Annotated in this window: 17 protein-coding genes and 1 pseudogene; 1 reads left to right on the forward strand and 17 read right to left on the reverse strand. The window is 36.1% G+C overall.

The genetic code is table 11. From position 1 onward, the window contains the following. Positions 1–116 precede the first annotated feature (116 nt). From EDD72_RS11800 to EDD72_RS11870, 15 genes are all read right to left on the reverse strand, one after another. A complete protein-coding gene (locus EDD72_RS11800) occupies positions 117–1,139 on the reverse strand; it encodes a DUF4367 domain-containing protein (RefSeq protein ID WP_165895085.1) in 1,023 nt (340 codons plus the stop codon). Positions 1,140–1,213: 74 nt separating this feature from the next. Then, the gene (locus tag EDD72_RS11805; RefSeq protein ID WP_132770585.1) at positions 1,214–2,758 is read right to left on the reverse strand and encodes an NAD(P)H-hydrate dehydratase; all 1,545 of its coding nucleotides are present in this window, start codon (positions 2,756–2,758) and stop codon (positions 1,214–1,216) included. Between the two features lie 60 nt (positions 2,759–2,818). Next, positions 2,819–3,190: a holo-ACP synthase gene (gene acpS / locus EDD72_RS11810; RefSeq protein ID WP_132770587.1), complete on the reverse strand. Its 372-nt coding sequence runs from the start codon at positions 3,188–3,190 to the stop codon at positions 2,819–2,821. Between the two features lie 176 nt (positions 3,191–3,366). Next, a complete protein-coding gene (locus EDD72_RS11815; protein WP_132770589.1) occupies positions 3,367–4,050 on the reverse strand; it encodes a TerC family protein in 684 nt (227 codons plus the stop codon). Positions 4,051–4,266: 216 nt separating this feature from the next. Further along, on the reverse strand, positions 4,267–4,629 hold the full coding sequence (locus tag EDD72_RS11820; RefSeq protein ID WP_481557238.1) for a metal-sulfur cluster assembly factor: 363 nt from the start codon (positions 4,627–4,629) through the stop codon (positions 4,267–4,269). A 101-nt stretch (positions 4,630–4,730) separates the two neighbouring features. Next, positions 4,731–5,264 (reverse strand): peptidylprolyl isomerase, encoded by a 534-nt coding sequence (locus tag EDD72_RS11825; protein WP_243643838.1) that lies wholly within the window; start codon positions 5,262–5,264, stop codon positions 4,731–4,733. A gap of 72 nt (positions 5,265–5,336) precedes the next feature. Further along, a complete protein-coding gene (locus tag EDD72_RS11830; RefSeq protein WP_132770593.1) occupies positions 5,337–5,819 on the reverse strand; it encodes a hypothetical protein in 483 nt (160 codons plus the stop codon). Positions 5,820–5,918: 99 nt separating this feature from the next. Further along, complete coding sequence (locus EDD72_RS11835) at positions 5,919–6,539, reverse strand: DedA family protein (RefSeq protein WP_132770595.1); 621 nt, start codon at positions 6,537–6,539, stop codon at positions 5,919–5,921. 271 nt (positions 6,540–6,810) lie between these two features. After that, positions 6,811–7,998, reverse strand: a complete 1,188-nt coding sequence (locus tag EDD72_RS11840; protein WP_243643840.1) for an O-antigen ligase family protein — start codon at positions 7,996–7,998, stop codon at positions 6,811–6,813. A 164-nt stretch (positions 7,999–8,162) separates the two neighbouring features. Beyond that, positions 8,163–9,161: a cation diffusion facilitator family transporter gene (locus EDD72_RS11845; RefSeq protein WP_165895086.1), complete on the reverse strand. Its 999-nt coding sequence runs from the start codon at positions 9,159–9,161 to the stop codon at positions 8,163–8,165. Positions 9,162–9,340: 179 nt separating this feature from the next. Continuing rightward, complete coding sequence (locus EDD72_RS11850) at positions 9,341–10,687, reverse strand: amino acid permease (protein WP_132770601.1); 1,347 nt, start codon at positions 10,685–10,687, stop codon at positions 9,341–9,343. A 267-nt stretch (positions 10,688–10,954) separates the two neighbouring features. Then, positions 10,955–12,160, reverse strand: a complete 1,206-nt coding sequence (locus tag EDD72_RS11855; protein ID WP_132770603.1) for an MFS transporter — start codon at positions 12,158–12,160, stop codon at positions 10,955–10,957. Between the two features lie 42 nt (positions 12,161–12,202). After that, a complete protein-coding gene (locus EDD72_RS11860) occupies positions 12,203–12,616 on the reverse strand; it encodes a nucleotidyltransferase substrate binding protein (protein WP_132770605.1) in 414 nt (137 codons plus the stop codon). Further along, complete coding sequence (locus EDD72_RS11865) at positions 12,594–12,920, reverse strand: nucleotidyltransferase domain-containing protein (protein ID WP_207893701.1); 327 nt, start codon at positions 12,918–12,920, stop codon at positions 12,594–12,596. The genes EDD72_RS11860 and EDD72_RS11865 overlap by 23 nt, the downstream gene beginning before the upstream one ends. Positions 12,921–12,994: 74 nt before the next feature. Then, positions 12,995–14,449, reverse strand: coding sequence for an aminoacyl-histidine dipeptidase (locus EDD72_RS11870; RefSeq protein WP_132770610.1), 1,455 nt, complete (start codon positions 14,447–14,449; stop codon positions 12,995–12,997). A 264-nt stretch (positions 14,450–14,713) separates the two neighbouring features. On the opposite strand from EDD72_RS11870, the gene EDD72_RS11875 reads away from it, so the two are divergent. Next, complete coding sequence (locus EDD72_RS11875) at positions 14,714–15,424, forward strand: pirin family protein (protein ID WP_132770612.1); 711 nt, start codon at positions 14,714–14,716, stop codon at positions 15,422–15,424. A gap of 108 nt (positions 15,425–15,532) precedes the next feature. Here EDD72_RS11875 and EDD72_RS11880 read toward each other — a convergent pair whose 3' ends face one another. Both EDD72_RS11880 and ltrA read right to left on the reverse strand, forming a co-directional pair. Next, positions 15,533–17,329: a GmrSD restriction endonuclease domain-containing protein gene (locus EDD72_RS11880; RefSeq protein WP_132770614.1), complete on the reverse strand. Its 1,797-nt coding sequence runs from the start codon at positions 17,327–17,329 to the stop codon at positions 15,533–15,535. A gap of 229 nt (positions 17,330–17,558) precedes the next feature. Beyond that, a pseudogene (gene ltrA / locus EDD72_RS11885) lies at positions 17,559–18,789 on the reverse strand (group II intron reverse transcriptase/maturase). Between the last annotated feature and the right edge of the window lie 342 nt (positions 18,790–19,131).

Here is a 19,131-nt window from a genome sequence, read left to right on the forward strand (position 1 = left end):
CTAAATTTCCCCCGTTAACCAAGAATTCTATCCCTATTATACAAAAAAACCTGTAGATTTGGCCACTAGTTAGGGACTTTGTCTACAAGCTGAGGCGGAATAATTCCGCCTAAGATTTATTTTCCTGTTTGTGCAAAGACAGATTTTGCAATAGCAACCATTTCTTCAGTAGGAAGGTCCCCTGTTAATAAATATTCAACCCCATCATAAGTCCAACGTAACGAACGGGTTTCTGTCATTTCGGTAAGAACGCCAATACCATAACCAAGATCGATAATATCCGACTTTGAATTTTCCGGTGCACTAGCTACTCTAACTTGTGGTCGAGATTCAATTAAACTGTAATTGAACTCACCACCATACTTCAACACTACCTTCCGTTCATTATCCTGATTCACTACTTTAAGATCCTTCTTTTCTACTCCTGTTGGAATATAACTAGGTTCAATGATTCCAAAACTCTTACTATTATCCATATTTTTCATCGCTGGTAAACTTGTTTGGTCCCAACCTTCGAGATTTCGATTCATCTCAAATGCATCATCATCAAATTTAGAATCAAATTCAAATTTAGAGAAAACCATTTCAACAAGTTTCACTTCATTTGGATCATAGATTTCAACTCTTATAGGTTGTAAATCTTTACCAAACCAAACTTTTTGGGCAGTTAATGATTGATTTTGATAGTTGGCTTTTACTTGAAAGACATAATTCCCTTCTTCTTTTGCAAAAACGCGATCTTTATCATCAATTACACTTTTCACAAGCGACTCAAATAAATAAGGTTGCCCACTCGACTCAGGCCAGTCGCTTTTAAAACGAAAACTCTTCTTGATTGCAGGATCCAAAACAAATACTCCATCATCATTTTTCAGTACAATCTGTGTCACTTTTGTATTTAGATTATTTAATTCGATGCGATAAAAATGAGGCTGCTTATACCATACTTGAACATTATATTCTTGAACCGTTTCTCCTGTTTGAATTTTCATCGTCCCTACGGCTTGATAACTATCTAAATCCGCTAGCTGATCTTCAAGATCACTGACTACGTCATTTGAATCTTTCGTACCACATCCAGATAGGAACACCATAAAAATGATGACGATCGTCATTAGTAACCATTTCGACCGATGCATATCAATCATCCCCCTATAGTTTTCGACAGATGAGAGATTCTGTCTATTTCCTGGGAAATGTGTCGGTAATTGCCTTAGCGTGATTCGACAATTTGCTGAATCGCATACCCAATTTGTTCGACAAGATCCCTTGCCAACGTGCTGTAATTTGAAGGTTTACTAGCTAAGGTACCAGCCACTCCATGAAGATAAACAGCTAGCAAAACCGCATGAAGTACAGGAAGTCTTTGGGCTAGAAAACCAGTAAGCATTCCTGTCAGTACATCTCCTGTTCCACCTTTGGCTAATTCGGGGCCGCCGGTGGTATTCAGATAAAGTTCTCCTTGAGGAGTAGCAATAATGGAATGGGCTCCTTTTAAGACAAGGTAGACTTGGTATGTCTTCGCAAATTCATGAGCCACTTGTAGACGATTCTGTTCGACATACTGAATATCCTTACCAATAAGTCTCGCCATTTCCCCTGGGTGAGGAGTAATTACTGTAACTCCGTTTCGTTCAAGAAGGAGACGAGGATTTTTTGAAAGAAGATTCAAACCATCTGCATCAATGACTAATGGACCAGAGTAAGAAGTTATCACTTTTCTTAACTCTGTTAATCCATGATCCCATACCCCCATTCCCGGTCCAATCCCCAACGCCGTATATTTCTGACTATTCGTGATAAGAGGAGCAAGTGTAGAAAAATCTAAGTGTCCTGTTGACGTCTCATTACTGCCGATACAAATCGCCTCAGGAACATGGCTAAAAACCATCGCTTGAATCGATTTTGGAACCACGACTGTTGTCAATCCTGCCCCAGAACGTAATGCCGCCATCGTAGCTAAGGTTGGCGCACCGGGCATCCCTTTTGAACCTCCAATCAATAGGGCATGACCATAGGTTCCTTTATGGCTGTTGGCTTTTCGAATCGGAAGTTTATCTTTCAACCATTCCTCAGTAATGAGGTAGCGTTTAATCCCTAATGATGTTGAAACGACAGGTGGTATAGAGATATCGGCAACCTCTAATTCACCAACGAAATTCGCTCCGGGATAGATAAATTGGCCGATTTTGGGTAAAGCGAACGTTACCGTCAAATCAGCTAAAAACGCCTGATTGATGATTTCACCAGTATTACTATCCACTCCTGATGGCATATCTACAGCAACTTTAAACGCCTTGGTTTGATTTGCATATTGGATAATCCCTGCAATAGGTTCCCTTAATCCCCCTTTTGCTCCTGTTCCTAATAATGCATCAACAATGACATCCGCTTGCTCCATGGTTTTAAACAAGGTTTTTTTCAATTCTTCATTGTAAAAATTAACAGGATATTGAGATTTCACCAATGCTAGATAATGCATTCTGGTTTCAACAGTACTTTTATCTAAATTACCAATAATCCATGTGACAACATCATATCCTGCATTTCCAAGGTGCCTTGCAGTAACAAACCCATCTCCTCCATTATTTCCATGTCCTGCTAATACAAGAACTTTTGCTGAATCACTCACCCTCTCCTTAATTTTTCTAGCTACATGTACTCCTGCATTTTCCATCAATACAGAACTAGGTATGCCGATTTCTTCAATTGTTTTGCGGTCCATTTCACGCATCTCTTCCGCAGTTACCAATAACACTTTCCTTCACCTCACCGCGTTATATATGTATGTCCGAAGTTGGACAGATATGCAGGCTGTCTATATTTGTTCGATAAGAACTTTTGCAATTGCCATCGATTGAGAATGGCTGATACTAATATGAATCTTAAAGTCATCCACTGGCCAATAATCATTTTTTAAAGTGACGGTTGGCTTACCCGAAGGAAGAGGGAGGATTTCGATATCTTTCCAGTTTAGATTTTTCCCAATTCCTGTACCTAGTGCTTTTGCTACTGCCTCTTTTCCCGCGAATCTGCCAGCAAGATATTCAATTTTTCGTCTTGGCAATCGCGGTAGATGTTCAATCTCTACACTCGTTAAGATTTTTTTGATAAAAGCTAACTCACTTCGTTCTACAATTTTTCGAATCCGTTCTAATTCAATAAGGTCAACACCAATACCAAAAATCACCACATTTTCCCCCTTTCCTTCATCTTAATCGATTTCAATTTTGGGCTCAACTTCAAGAACAAAAGTTGCTTCACAAAACATCTCATAAAATAAAAATAGGTTTGAATATTCCAACTTCCAGAATATTCAAACCCACTATTTTCGAATCGCTGGCTTGTATGATTCTATACGCTATTTCACACCTTGTTATATGAAGCACTCGCGTTTTTTTTCCAATAACCCATGATAACCACAAGGGCTGTAATGGAGATTGGTATGATAAGGTCTAATAACGGCAGTTGTGAGACTATCGCTCTATGTATGAAATCATCTTCCGCAATCATTTTACCAGCTGTCCAAGCAATTACAGCTCCACCAATAAAAATAATGATGGGGAACCTTTCGATGAAATGAAAAATGATACCACTACCCCAGACGATAATTGGAACACTAATGAGTAAGCCAAGTATCACAAGTAAAGGATGGCCGTGAGCTGCCCCAGCCACCGCTAATACATTATCAATTCCCATTAGCACGTCAGCGATAACGATGGTTTTAATAGCTGCAAAGGTGTTATCACCTGATTTCACATCATTATGCTTATCTTCTTCAATTAAAAGCTTATAAGCAATCCAAACAAGAAGAATCCCACCAACAAATTTAATGAATGGAATTTTTAATACATAAACTGCAATTGCGGTTAATGTGGCCCTTACAGCTATCGCTCCAAAAACACCCCAGAAAACAGCTTTCTTTCGCTGTTTCTGATTTAGGTTTCTTGTCGCTAATGCGATTAAGATCGCATTATCGCCACCTAATACAATATCAATCATAATAATACTTAGTAAACTGCTTAAAAATTGAAGACTGAGTATGTCCATAATACACCTCCACTCTTTATCATTCCTAATATTTAAAAAAACTTTCAATCATGAAAAAAGACCCTTATCCGAAGATAAAGGTCTTGCTAACAACGAACGATTGTTGCCAACAAAGCCGAGGAATCAACATTCCTGTCATGACGACCTTGTTGTTCTCATAGCTACTCCCCTTTAGTCTAAGGGTACCATGAAAAATAAGGAAAGTCAAACAACAGTTTAAGCAATACCTAATGCCATTTTCGCTAATCTAGACACCCGATTGCGATCCCAAGGCGGATTCCAGACTAAATCAACATGAACTTGGTTGATCCCTTCGATACGACCTACGGCTTGCTGTACTTGTCCAGTAATCGATCCAGCTAATGGGCAACCAATTGCGGTTAATGTCATTTGAATTTTTACATTTTTCTCCTCATCCATTTGCACCTTATAAACCAAACCTAAATTTATAATATCAATATTGATTTCAGGGTCATTGACTTCCATTAATGCTTCGATGATTTCTTGTTTTAAATTCTCATCTTCAATACCCTCAAAATCAATCGGTGCGATTTCTTGTAATTCATCTGACAAAGACACAAACATCACCTCATTAAAATAGGGTTAATGATCAGAACGATCATAGATAACTATAGCATACCCTATTTCGTTGAGATTGTTAACCTTTGAAAAATAGCGAACTATTTTTCAACAATATCAATGGTTTTCATAAAAACAGCCTCTTTTGGACTGCTCATTTCTCCGCCAAAGGAGGGACCAACAGGAACACTGGCAATTGCATCAACAACATCCATACCCTCTACTACTTCGCCAAAAACAGTATAATTTGGTGTTCGATTCAGGTATGTACTATCTTGTCCGCTACAAATAAAGAATTGACTTCCATTTGTATTCGGACCTGCATTTGCCATTGCTACGATTCCTGGTTTATATTCCTTCACAGGTGGCAATTCATCTTCAAATTGATACCCTGGACCTCCCATACCATTACCTAAGGGATCACCGGTTTGAATCATGAAGGATTTGATGATGCGGTGAAATTTTACCCCGTTGTAATAACCATCTTTTGCTAAGAAAACAAAGTTATTTACAGTTTTTGGTGCCCCTTCTGCGAATAATTTTATCTGAATATCTCCTTTATTGGTATGTATAATTGCAATATACTCTTTGCTGACATCTATTTGCATTTCTGGTGGATTACGATATTGTTTCATTAGCTTTGCATTCTCCTTTCCTATTCAATATAAGCATTATACAAAAAAGGCGGCATGATTGCCACCTTTTTACTATCTACATCTTCCTTTCCCTATACCACCATTTCCCCTTGGACCAATTCCTTTTCTTTCAATGGCTGCACGGAGATTCGTTTCCATCCGATTTAGGATGAACTTTGCCTGATCTTCAGTAATCTTCTTCTCTTTAACCAATTGATCAACCTGTGCTTTTTTAGCCGCCTTCATTTCCGTCATGATTTTTTCGATTGGGATTCCCTTTTCTTTTGCTAGATCAGCTATCGATTTACCCTTTAATCGCTCTAAATACACTTGCTCCTCTGTCATATTGAGCGTCTTTGCAATGGTTGTTCTCATTGTTCCGCCAAAATATCGTCCCATGCCTAACAAAGGTTGCCAAGAAGAGATATTATCCTTTTTTAGGTTTTGTTTTACAATTCCACCATCTTCTTCTGCAAAGGCGACAGAACCAAAGATGACCAATAATCCAATAACGGTAAGTAAAACTCGATTGGTCCAAGTTTTGTTCTTCTTCATTTTCCTAAGCACCCCTCTTTTTTTGTATGGAAGTGATCTTCCACTTTTATCTTGCCCGAGAGAGTGTTTAGATTTTCTTTATAAAGTGTTAAGAAATGTTTAAGATTTAATCTTGACCTTACAAAGTCTTTTTTTTTTCTTTTTATAGATAAAATATCCCCATAATATCGCTCCTATGATTACAATAAACAGAGCGATTCTCATATAATGGTGTATTATCTTATAAAAATGATGCCAATGCTCTCCTAAGAAATAGCCGAGATTGACAAAAACCAAAACCCAAACTAATCCACCTGGAAAAGCATAAAGGGCAAATGTTCCATAAGACCAATTACTGATTCCTGCAAAAATCGCACTAAAGTGACGTACTCCCGCAATATAATAACCAATGGACACCGTATATTTACCAAACCGATTAAAGAATTTTTCTACATGCTTTAATCGTTCAGGAGTCACTCGTATCTTTGCTCCATGCTTTTCTAAAAAGGGCAAGCCTAACCTTTTGCCAATGATAAAGCTCACCGTCATACCGATCATGCTTCCTGAAAAAGCTACTAGTATCGTTAAAAAATAATTAAGATGCTCTTTAGTAATCAAATATCCAGCCAGCATCATAATCGTTTCATCAGGAATCGGTAGTCCTACAATACCAAGAATCAACGAGACAAAGATTCCGATATATCCGTAATTCGCAATTATATGTAAGATGGTATCACGCATAAATTGGCTCCTTCATTTTCTTATCAGTAACTTGTCCATTTTTATTCTAACCTAAAAAAACGCGCTAACTCCATCATCCGTTCCAATTCAAATAAAAAAAATCTATGTTTGCTAACTGTCAAACATCTAAAGCATGTACAAAGGATAAAACATATGATGTAATAACTTGATACTCTTTTATCCTCTAAAACGAACCAGAAAAAGGGAAAAGGAATACAGAAAGAAAAAGCCGAAGAGGACTCGTTAGGTTCTCTTCGGCTTTATTTACCCACTATACAATACTCTTTTGTTGTTTTTTTTGCTTCAAGCGTATTGCGAAATAATAAGGAACCAAAGACGGCTGATAAGAATAAGCCAGGGTTTCAATCATCGTTGCTGATGCCACAAATAAAATTCCAACTTGAGGACTCATAATCGTAAAATCAAACAGCCCCTGCCCTAAAATAGCTGCTTGTATTGCTGCTAATAAAGGGGTAAGTTGATTTTTGAAACGATATAATACCTTAATCTCTTTGAATAATTCCCATATCATCCAGATAAAAATCGCTAAACCAATTAACCCAAGGGTAGTCGCAATGGTCAATGGAATATTATGAGCATGAAAAGCACGATATTTATTGAAGACGTAATTATTTGATGTATAAATCCCCATTAGCCCCCAACCGGTGATCGGTTTAATGACAAACATATAAACGGCGTTTTCCCAAATCGAAACCCGTCCATCAATAGTAGCAAACAAGCTATTTCCACGTGGGAACCATTGTGGGTAGTTCAACATTAAGATGGTGCCACTTAAAAACATAACTAAAATAGAAATTACCTTTTTCTTGTGACCTAAGAAATAAAAATATGTTGCAAAACCAATAATTAGCCCGATTGCACCACCACGGGAACCCGTCCAAAATAAAACAATCAGATATAGTACCGTAACAATTGCATAAAACCACTTTTTACGTCCTTCATTCTTGTTAAAGAAATAAAAACCAAGTAAGATCATGATCGCATACCAAGTACCAGCAAGGTTCGGATTATTAAAAGTTCCCGAAATTCGATTTACGTCTATCGAACCTAATTGTCGAATACCTAATAAATATTTCCACCACGCAGGATCATAATTAATCACTTTCAAAGCTTCTAACACACCAATGAAAGCTGACCCAATGGAAATTATAAAAATCGAATGAAGTACTTTCATCATCATTTCTTCAGTACGATAAGTTTCTTGAACATAAATTGTCACAATTAAAAAAGCTAAAATTCCTAAAGAGGCAAGAAATGATAAAATTTGTGAATTGATCAAACTTACGAAAGAAGACCAGATAAATAAAAGAAACAAGCCCATAGACCAGGCATTTCCTAAAACCAACTTTTCCTTTTTAATTAAATGATAGATTAGATAAATAACCGGCAGAAATGTTAAATATGGTGAATAGATGATCAAGGATAAACCTAAATACACGGTCTCCAAACCCCCTGATTTTCTCTCTATCTTCAAGTTACAATTATTATATGCTTTTTTCTGTTTCTCAAAAAAAAAAAAAAAACTCACAACTGAGTCGTTAATATCTTATCAGCAAAATGTTTTCATAGCAATAACAAACCAAAAATTAACGAAAAGAACAATTATTCACTTTTTCTTGTCAAAGATACGATATCAAACCCCATTTTTGGATCAGGTGACAAATTGGGATTGAATTTTTTTTCACCTTTATTTTTCTCTTGATAATCGATGGTTTCTAATTGTAAAATGGAATGCCAAATCCCGTATTTCCCTCTTAATACCTTTTTTACTTCATGTAATAAATCATGCCCTTCTGATACTGGTTGTTCCTCAACAACTACATGTGCAGTAAGCATGACTTCTTCAGCAGAAATTCCCCAAATATGAACATCATGAACGGAATGTACTCCTGGTACACTTTCCATATCCTTTGTAATCTGATCCACATCAAAATTCGAAGGAACTCCTTCTAATAAAATCCAAAAGGATTCTCTTAACATCGAGAAAGCACCACGTAGAATAATACTTGCAAAAACGATACTTATGACAGGGTCGATCCATAGCCAACCTGTAAAATGAAGAATCACTCCACCTAAGATGACTCCAGCATAAGAAAATACATCGCCGACGAAATGTAATACTGCACTTCTCACATTTAAGTTCTGTTCTTCTTTGCGGAGAAAAAGTACAATTGTTCCTGTAATCACTAAACCAAGAATCGCTAGGTAAACCATTCCCAATGATTTTACCTCTTTGGGATGGAAAATACGTAATACAGCTGTATAAAAAATATAAAATGATATAGCAATTAAGGTTAAATTATTAAAAAAAGCAGCAAAAATTCCAAAACGATGATAACCAAAGGTTAATCGTTTATTCGCTGGTTTTCTAGCTTGCCTTAATGCAAACCAACTAACTCCTAAAGCTAAAATATCACTTAATAGATGCCATGCATCACTCAAAATTGCCAAACTATTGGTCAATATGCCACCGATAATTTCGGCAACAAATAACAGAAATGTTAACCAAAAAGCAATATTGATTCCCGTACTTTTTTTATCTGATACATGATGGGCATGTTGCACACCAATAACCTCCAATTCCTTTGGTGTTTTCCCCAATATTTTTATATATTCAAAAAGAAATCAATCTATTCCTCTTTTTATACAATACCTATTTCTAATTATTGTCAAGTAGAAATCACATTTTTTATACAAAAAAAGGATCTACTGTCATATTCGATCCTCCTTGTATTTCCTTCGTTACACGAAAGAGATATATCAATAATTCAACAATTTATTTACAAATGTTTTTTTACCTTGTACCCGATCCATAAAATCAATATCCAGACTGGTAGGATATAAACGGCCAATCGCATATCTTTCATCGTAAACATAATTCCTACGGTCATGATTAAAAAAGCTAAGCTGATATAATTCGAATAGGGATAAAATGGCGTCTTAAACGTTTGTTTCTTAGCTTCTTTTCCTTTTGCTTGATGAAATTTGAGATTGGTTAAAATAATCATCATCCAGTTAATAATTGCAGCGATTGTTGCAACAGAGATTAGATAAATAAAAACTTTGCCGGGGAATAGATAGTTCAAGATTACAGCCACTAAGGTAAAAGCTGAAGAAGTGAGAACCCCCGTTACAGGTATGCCATTTCGATTTAATTTGGCAAAAATCTTTGGTGCATTTCCTTGCAGCGCTAAGCTATATAGCATTCGTCCATTACTATAAACTCCACTGTTATAAACGGATAATGCCGCTATTAATACAACAATATTCAAAATCGTTGCAGCTGAAGGTATCCCTATTTTCGAGAAAATCGTTACAAATGGGCTTCCCTCTAACCCCACTTGATTCCAAGGATAAAGCATCATAATGACAGTTAAAGCCCCAACATAAAAGATCAGAATTCTCCACATGACTTGGTTAATAGCTTTAGGTATTGTCTTCTTTGGATTATCCGCCTCTCCTGCTGTAATCCCTATTAATTCAATCCCACCAAAACTAAATAAAACTACTGATAAGGAGAATAATAACCCACGAATCCCATTGGGGAAGAATCCTCCATACTTCCAGAGATTACTTATTCCAGTTGTAGTAGCATGATAAGGACTAATCAGTAATACTATTCCCAAAATGATCATCCCAAGAATGGCTGCTACCTTCACAATCGTGAACCAAAACTCAAACTCACCATACAATTTGACTTTGACCAAATTAGCAATCGTAATAATAACGAGAAAGAAAAGTGCAGATACCCAATGCGGGATGTTCGGCCACCAATAATTGATATAGATCCCAACAGCCGTCAATTCAGCCATACTAACAATAATATAGCTAAACCAATAATTCCAACCGGATAGAAAACCAGGGAAGTCCCCCCAATACTTATAAGCATAATAACTGAACGATCCTGAGACTGGTTCATCTACCGACATTTCCCCAAGCATTCGCATAATGAAAAAAATGATCAGGCCACCTACTAAGTAAGATAAGGTAATGGCTGGCCCTGCTAATTTAATTGTCTCGGCTGAGCCATAAAATAACCCTGTTCCAATCGCACCACCAAGCGCAATCATCTGAATATGTCTGTTTTTTAAACCTCTTTGCATACGATTTTGTTGTTCTCCACTCATGCTAGCTCTCCTCTCCAAAGGTCATATTCATATCCTAGTAGAAATCGTAAGCTTATTCAAGCGTTACTCCTTAAGATATAATCAGCTCAAGTTATACATCCATTATAAATTATCTATAAAAATCATAAAAATACCAAGAGGTGTTTTGAATAGACCATTAGAAAAGGGAGTCGTGTCCGTGGCACCGACTCCCTTCTTTAGTCGTAAGTGATATAGTTCTTGCAATGAAATCATGATCATATTCTCACTCTTTTGGATAAAGTCCTACTAACGTTCTCCTTCAACCTCTAATTCTTCCTTTTTCTTTTCCTTAATCATGTAGAACAAATAGATCAGCAAATAAATCACAATAAAAATACTGGAATAGCGATACATCTGCTCATAATTCGTCATTTCTGCTAAAGTTCCGAGCACCATTGCACCACCAGCAATCCCTAAATCAAACGCAGAGAAAAAGGTGGCATTTGCTGCTCCTCTACGGTCAGCAGAAACTCGGTTGATCGTCCATGCCTGTAAAGAAGGCTGAATCGAGCCAAAACCTATTCCATAAAAAACAGCGGCTAAAATTAACGTAAGATTGGAAGAGGCATAGGATAATAGAATCAGCCCGATGATTGTAAAAAAGGCACTCGGAAATAATACGGAAAAATGCCCTTTCTTATCAAAAAGCTTCCCTGAAATGGGGCGAGTAACAAAGACAAAAATGGCATTGATCGTGAAGAACCAACCCACATTTTCAATACCCGCCTCTTTGCCGAATAGCGTAATGAAACTAACAATGCCTCCATAGGTAATGGAGAACAATAAAACAAGTAATGAAGGGAATAATGCTCTTTTTTCGATTAAACGGGAGCCAAGAGAAACTCTACTCTTCTGTGACGGTTGAGCCTTCATTTCGGAAATGTCAATCAAATAAGTTAACAGAAAGGCAAGAAATGTACTCGTAAAAGATACAAGAAACAATACACCAAAACCAAAAGAACGAATGATCATAACCCCGATCATTGGCCCGATTGCCATGGCTAACGTGGAGGATAAACCAAAATACCCCATCCCCTCTCCTCTTCTTGCAGCAGGAATTAAATCAGAGGCAACCGTACCATTTGTTGTTGAAGAGATCCCCCATCCTAATCCATGAACAAAACGTAATCCTAAGACAAAAAACACGGTTGCCGCCCAGTAATAACTTCCGATAGCAAATAAACTAATGATGAAACCAACCATTAATACCTTCTTTCTACCGATGAGATCTAGAGCCGCACCGGAAAACGGGCGAATCAAAACTGCAGAAATGGTAAAAAGACTAATCACCATACCAACGGCAAGATTTCCACCACCTTTTTGCGAAACATATGCAGGTAGTGTCGGGAGCAACATTTGAAATCCAAAGAATAAGAGCAAATTGGAAAGGGATAACAAGATAAAATCTTTTGTCCATAAACGGTCTTTGTTCATTCGCTTTTCACTTTTCATTCATTACCAACTACCTTTTTTTAAATTAACTTTACTTGTTTCTTAAAGATTCTCAATAACTTTCTCAAATCGATTCAATAACTTTTCCAGATTAATAATATGCACTTCTTTAATCCGATCATAAATTTGCTTTGCCATCTCTTCATCATAAACATGAGATATTTTATTTCGATCTATCATCATGTCAATCCATGCTTCCCCATCTTCGATCATATTTATTTCATAGGCTTTCCGAATCGCACTTCTCGGACTGTTTGCCTCAATTCCCTCATATTCCAAAAAGAGCTTCATCAGTTTCCAACTTAATTCAAAGGTGAATTCAAAACGTTGAATCACACCATCAATAATGATATCTTGAATGATATCTTGATACGCCTCTATTTGTAGACTCTCTTTTAAGCGTTCTAAAGCGTTTTTAAAATCTTGAAATCTTTCAAGAAGCCTTTCTTTTGTCATAGATCTTCACCCCTTCACGCATAATATTTTCCTTCAATTTTTCTTTTGAAAGAGATTGAAAATGCACCACATCAAAATCTAGAGGTGTATTTAATTCTTTTAATTCATCAATCAATAAATTCACATCTTTTTGCAATAGTCGTTCGCCAAAAACACATAGATCAATATCTGAAGTTTTCTTTCCATTCCCTTTTGCTCTTGATCCAAAAACGACCACTTTCTCAATATGCTCATATTTTGAAATCACATTTATGATTTGATTTAATAAATCCTCAGAAACACCTAATTGAGATGCTAAGGACAATGTCTTCACCTCACATACAAAAATAGCTATTATTATGAATCATTATCTCATAATAATAGCTGATACAGACAGTATTATTTTATCCTTTTTAATACTTCTGTTAGAAAGGCAAACACTCTTTGGGTAGAAGAAATGCTTAACGATTCTTCAGGAGTATGAGCATTGTAGATATTTGGCCCAATGGAAACCATATCCACATCACCAAGCTTTTCCTTTAAGAATCCACATTCTAAACCAGCATGTATGGCATCGACCTTCATTTCTTTATGATTCAATTCTTTATATACTTCATTCATGATCTCGCGGATTCGGGAATTCGGCTCATATTCCCATGCAGGATAATCGGAGACCAACTCCATTTTCGCACCAATCAATTCGCAAATACTTCCGATTCGGTCGTTAATCTCATCTTTTAAGGATTTCACCGAACTTCTTACGGCACTGCTTAAAATGATTTCTTCTTCTTTTGTTTCCAAAGTCCCAATATTATTGGAACTTTCCACTAACCCTTGAATATTGGCACTCATGGTTTGTACACCAAAGGGTAACAAACGAAGCGCGTGGATGAGATGTTTCTTGGTTGTATTCTTAAATACTTTTTCTACTTTTTCTCCTTTGTTCAATTGAATTTGAATATTTGGATCTGACGCTTCAAATTCTTTATGAAAAATGTTCTGATACTGATCAACAATTTTTTCTAATTCTTTAACCTCCCCTTCGTCAACCAAAATTGTGGCAGAAGCCATTTTCGGAATCGCGTTCATTTTTTCTCCGCCATTTACAGCAGCAATTTGTATGTTAAGTGTTTGATCAAGGGCTTTTAAAACTCTTCCTAATAATTTAATGGCACTGGCCCGATTTTTATCAATTTCAATTCCCGAGTGTCCCCCACGTAATCCTTTAATGGTTAAAGTATAAACTTGCTTTATTCCATTACTGTCTTGCCAATCAATCGGAATATGTACAACATTATTGACTCCTCCAGCACAAGAGGCTAGCATGACTCCCTCTTCTTCGGAATCAAGGTTGATGAGAATCTTTCCTTTTAAATGCTCTGGATGAAGATGAAGGACACCATCCATCCCTGTTTCTTCACTAACGGTAAATAAACACTCAAGAGGAGGATGCTCTAATTCATCCGATTCTAAAATGGCCATCATCATAGCGACTGCAATCCCGTTATCAGCTCCTAATGTGGTCCCTTCTGTTTTAATCAAATCCCCATCGACTACTAAAGGAATAGGATCTTTGGCAAAATCAAAGGGATAATCCTCTTTCTTCACACAAACCATATCCATATGGCCTTGCAAAATAACAGTAGGTGCCTGTTCATATCCTTTTGTCCCCGGCTTTTTGATAATCACATTCCCAGATTCCTCTTGAATGACCTCAAGCCCAAGATTTTTCCCAAATTGGGTTAAATAATCACTGATTTGTTGCTCATTTCCTGATTCTCTTGGAATTCTACTAATCGCTTCAAAATTGCGAAATACGGCTTCAGGTTGAATTCCTGCCAATCGATCACCCATTGGTCAATACTCCTTTCTTTCGATAAACTTATTCTTCTTTCTTTTCTAAGATAATGAACTTGTTATTCCTTTGTCAAAATAATTGTTAATCATACCTATTTTAGAAGTGATTAAAAATGATTTTAAGCCAAGACTAGAACATGATGGAAGTCATATTTACTTGACAAAAATAAGTAACTTAAATTATGTTACTTACATAAAGTTAGTTATTATATCAGTATATTTCAAAAATGCATTTTAAATAAACAAAAGAAGGTGTATAGAATGTTAAGAAAAATAGAAAGTGAAAATATGGGCAGTAGCAATCTTGGTTGGCTAAAAAGCAAATTCCACTTTTCCTTTGCAGAGTATTATAATCCAGATAATATTAATTTTGGAGTTTTGAGAGTAATTAATGATGACCTTATTCAACCTAATACAGGATTCGATCTTCATCCTCATCGAGACATGGAGATCATATCTTATGTAATCGATGGAGAACTTACTCATGAAGATAATATGGGTAATAAAAATACGTTAGGTCGTGGCCATGTTCAATATATGAGTGCAGGGACCGGTGTATATCATAGTGAGCATAATTTTGGAACAACCCTCTTAAGGCTTTTGCAGATCTGGATTTTCCCAGATAAACAAGGATATACACCTAACTATGGCGACTATAAATTTAATTGGGATGATCGAAAAAATAAATGGCTTCATATGGTTTCAAGTAAAGAAGGAAGTGCGCCAATCAAAATAAATCAGAATGCGAATATTTACTCCTTAGAACTTGAACAAGGAAAAGAGATTAGCTTTCCAGTTAAGGAAGGAAGACAGGCCTATTTAGTTCAGATAGAAGGAAGTTCTACGATTAATACGGTTGAACTATCTAATCGGGACGGACTGGAAATTGTAGAGGAAGACATTTTAATAAAGGCAAAAGAAACTTCACATTTTTTGATCATTGAAATGAAGAAACCGGCTGAACTCTATTAAGACGTAACTAAGTGAATCAGTAAAAATATAGACCATTAATCTTCATTTTTGATTATAATCAAGGAAGCGACTCACCATTCGCTTCCTTGGTTTCAATCTTTTTTGAAATTATAAAGTTTCATAATATAATTTTATTTTTTGGGACATAAGCATTCGTCTTTTATCTAGGAAGTAGTCGTAATCATTGATGGTCATATTCTCCATATCATCTGGAATGCAATTCATTTCAAAGTTTTTTCGAAGTTCTTCAGATTCTACTATATTTCCGTAGACTTTATTTTTAGAAATTATTTGATCTTTAAGTTGTTTAAAATAATCTGCTGGTGATTTGTCACCGATTGCTATGTTAATTTCACTTTGCATATAAACATAATTAGCGATTTGATTATATTTATTTCGATTAAAACCATATTTTTTTAAATAATTTTTAGGGAAAATATGATGTACATCTCCTCTATGAGTAATTAGGTCTCTAACAGTTATATCTTTGGATAAAAATCCTTTATCATTCATTTTCACTTGTGAAGCTAGATATACTTTAAAATAAGGGCTGCTTGCAACTGATGAATTTAATTGTTGAGGCAATCCTGTATCCCAAAATGCAACGGATAACTCAGCATCCTCAATATTTTTAAGAGTCTTTTCCACACCATATTCATCTATTCTTCTAATATCAGAATCAAATGCTGATTCTGGAGAACTAGAATATCTTCCAGTTAATACTGACATTACATACCATTTTCTCACTAAGGACTCTATGGTTGCTTGATCGATACTTTGATTTCTTAACGTCAAATAAACTATATATGCAAAGTTTAAAGCATTTCTTGAGCCTATCATTGATGAATCTATAAATCCTGCTGATTTAATAATCATTAAAAACCTTTTAAAATTAGTCTCATTCATAAAGTTTAAAATTCCAGCTTCAAGTTTTTTATAAGATTTTTCAGCTATTTCCTCTACATATTCCCTTGTTTCAAAATTCCGACCTGATAGTAAAGCAACCAAATCCTCTAAACGCCCACGTTTAAACTCTGAAGTAAAGGCTACTCTTAACATATCTGTGTAGGAGGGGTTATAAAGATCTTCATTTTCGTTTTTTAACCATGACATTTTTCTAAAATAATCTGTTTGTGCAAACTCATTATCAACCTCTTTGATTTTTGAATAAAATTCAGGAGAAATAGATAAATGGCAAAAATAATCAATACACTTCCTTAAGGTATTTCCACCATATACCTCATTTGAAGCAATTTTGGACATTGCAAAATCTGCTTGACTTAAAACTACTCCTTTAGAATTTATTCTAATAAAAATTTCTGTAACCGTTTCAATGTCTAGACTTGAATTTAATTCTATCAACCCAATATGGTTATTTACTATTCCTCTAAGTAACTCAATACTTGAGAATATTTCGTTTTGATCAGTGGTATCATTATCAGAACAATATTTACTTACTAACTCTAGTATTTTTACATTAGGAGACAGTACTTGGGAAATATCAGAAATCCAGGCTTTATTTTTTCTAATCGCTGAATTAGAAACCTCAAACTTCTTTTCTATCGGATTAAATGCAATTCTAATTCGTACTTTTTTGTAGTCGCTATTTAAAACTTCTTTACCTAATAAAGCTGCCATGAGAGCTGTAACCCTTTGTTGTCCATCGATTAAAATTCTTTTACCTTCAGAGGTTGTCCCATCTTTTAGTTTTACATTTGGGTTTCTCCATGCTATTAAATAACCTATTGGATACCCTTTATATAAAGAATCTAGTAAGTCCCTTACCTTGGTAGCATTCCAAACAAACGGTCTTTGAATCTCAGGAATTGCAATTTCACCAGATTCAATCCAAGTTAATAGAGTCTGAATCGGATGTTGGTTTACAGAATATTGTTGAATAGTCAAGAAAACTTTCCTCCCTCTATAAAGTTTAAATTTCTCCTGAATACTCACGTGTTCTCAAAATTTCACTTACACCTAATAGTTATCTCACCGGATGTCGTCCATACATTAGTGCCTCTTTTGATTTCATCATGGACACGTGTCAGTGACAATATCGAGTAGGAGCTGAATAATTATTTTATTCAGCGTCCTCTCACACCACCGTACGTACCGTTCGGTATACGGCGGTTCATTAAGGATTATGCATTAGTTGATATCTTTTAGATATGCTTTTGTATCCTAAACTTTCAAGGTATTCATTCTTTAGAGTCGTGTTAAGAATGTGGCTGTTGGATATTCTCCAATAGCCTTTTCTTGTATTTGCATATTCCCAAGCCTTAGACTTTGGAACTCCAAGTTTCATTAGATTTCGACCTCTGGTCTTTACCCTTTTTCCACTGTTTCCAAATACAAGCTCTTAATCTTCTTCTTATCCACGTTTCTAGGGTAATCATCTTCGTTGATGCATTGGCAATGGCAAAGTAATTTATCCAGCCAACAGTATAATCATTTAACTTTTTCATTCTGAAGTCCATGCTTATTCCAGTATTTCGATTCGTTATATCCCTAATCTTATCCTTGAATCTTTTGTAGGACTTCTCATGAATTCTGATATTTGCCCCATCTCTTCCAAAGTAGAATGAGAATCCAAGAAATTTCCTTTTGGATACAAGGTCTACGGCACTCTTGTTTTCATTTACCTTCAATTTTAGGCGATCTTCAATGATCTTCCTTATGTTCCTCATTACTCTGTTGCCAGCCTTTTCACTTTTAACGTAGATATTACAATCATCAGCAAAGCGACAGAATCTATGCCCCCGTTTTTCCAATTCTTTGTCGACTTCATCAAGAAGGATGTTGGCTAGTAGTGGACTTAGTGGACCACCTTGCGGTGTTCCTTCCTCAGAGTTAATTTTAACTCCATTTATCATAACTCCTGATTCAAGATATGCCCTTATAAGTTTTAATACTCTTTTATCCTTAATTTTCCTTGATAATCTTTCCATTAGAATGTCATGGTTCACTTTATCAAAGAACTTTTCTAAGTCCATATCTACGACCCATTTATATCCTTCATTGATGTATTCTTTTGCTTTTAGAATAGCTTGTTTCGCACTTTTGTTAGGTCTAAATCCATAGCTACTCTCTGAAAATGTCGGATCATAAATTTTATTGAGTTCTTGAGCGATCGCCTGTTGAATTAGTCTATCGAGTACCGTAGGTATCCCAAGCAATCTAATTCCCCCGTCAGGTTTCGGTATTTCAACTCTTCTGACAGGTGAAGGTTTGTACCTTCCTTCCAGTAGCTTTTGTTTAATAGATAACCAGTTATCAATGATAAATGGCCGAAGTTCATCAACTCTCATACCATCAACCCCATGGCTTCCCTTGTTTGCAATTACTCTTTTCATAGCAAGGAGCATATTCTCCCTAGCTAAGATTCTTTCAAGTAAGCTACTCGTATCATCTAATACATCGTTTTCTCTTTCTCTCTTTGTTAACGCCAAATCCTCAGAGAGCGCCCCTTGTTTGCCTCGAAGTTCCACTTCTACCTCCACAAGGTGACCTCTATTTTGAGTTGTCTGCTCTTTATCTTGATTCTTTGAGTATAACAAAGTTGAAAACCTCCTAATGTTCAGTCCTTCCCACATCCTGTGCACCAGATATGGTGTAGAGTCGAAGGAGGTCGGCTTACGCCTTCCTCCGTCCGCTCAATCAAACGGATCGTGCAGTTTTCCCGCAATCCGCTTTCCTTCATGTCACCC

The sequence above is a fragment of the Tepidibacillus fermentans genome, assembly GCF_004342885.1.
GTDB lineage: Bacteria > Bacillota > Bacilli > Tepidibacillales > Tepidibacillaceae > Tepidibacillus > Tepidibacillus fermentans.